Below are 1107 nucleotides of genomic sequence, written 5' to 3'. Positions count from 1 at the left end.
TGGAGATGTCGACGCTGGTGATCCCCGCCGCCTACAAGCCTGCCGTCGCCTTCGCGATCATGGTGGTGATGCTCGTCTTCCGCCCGCAGGGCCTGTTCAAGGGGACGCTGTGATGGAACTCTCCGGCCTTTCCGCCTATCTGGTTTCCTTCCTCACCTTCGCGGGCATCTACGCGGTGCTCGCGCTGGGCCTGAACATGCAGTGGGGGTTCACCGGGCAGTTCAACATCGGTGTCGCCGGCTTCTTCGCCGTAGGCGCCTACACCACGGCGATCCTCACCACCCCCGGCAGCCCGGCGTATCTCGGCGGCTTCGGCATGCCCTTCCTGGTGGGTCTCGCGGGGGCGGTGATCACCTCCAGCATCATCGGCGTCATCATCGGGCTGATCACCGCGAGGCTGCGAACGGACTACCTCGCCATCGCCACCATCGGTATCGCCGAGATCATCCGGCTGTTCCTCAAGAACGAGGACTGGCTGACCAACGGCGTGCGCGGCATCGCCGCGGTGCAGCGGCCGTTCGCCGGCACGGCGCTGGACTCGCCGCTGACCTACCTGCTGGTCGTGGCGCTGTTCGTGGTGGGCGTGTACTTCCTCGTCGAGCGGGCCTACGTCTCCCCCTGGGGGCGGGTGCTCCGCGCGATCCGCGAGAACGAGCCGGCCTCCGCCGCGGCGGGCAAGGACATCGCCCGCTTCCGGCTGCAGGCCTTCGTGGCCGGCTCCGCGATCATGGGCCTCGGCGGCGGGCTGTACGCCCACTTCTTCGGCTTCGTCAGCCCCGAGGCGTTCCGGCCGCTGTACGGGACCTTCCTCATCTGGGTCATGCTCATCGCCGGCGGCAGCGGCAACAACCGCGGCGCGATCCTCGGCGCGGTCATCGTCTGGGGCCTGTGGTCCGGCACCGAGATGCTCACGGGCATGCTGCCCTCCGAGTACTCGACCCAGGCCGCGGCGCTGCGCGTGCTGCTCATCGGGGCACTGCTCCAGGTGATCCTGGTCACCCGCCCGGAAGGCATCCTCCCGGAGAAGGCCCCACGGCTCATTGCACGTCGGCGGGATAAACAGTAAAGGCGGGGGCCGTGTTAGGCGGCCGAGGGCGGGGCGTACAA

Annotated in this window: 1 protein-coding gene; it reads left to right on the top strand. The window is 68.5% G+C overall.

Translation table 11 applies throughout. From position 1 onward, the window contains the following. The first annotated feature begins 112 nt into the window (after window positions 1-112). Window positions 113-1066 carry a branched-chain amino acid ABC transporter permease gene (locus G7A99_RS20490; RefSeq protein WP_163143710.1) on the top strand — a complete coding sequence of 318 codons (954 nt, stop codon included), beginning with the start codon at window positions 113-115 and terminating at the stop codon, window positions 1064-1066. The last annotated feature ends 41 nt before the right edge of the window (window positions 1067-1107 follow it).

It is taken from the genome of Arhodomonas sp. KWT, from assembly GCF_010993615.1.
The sequence above is the reverse complement of the archived record's forward strand: the minus strand, read 5'-3'. Positions and strand labels throughout refer to the sequence as shown.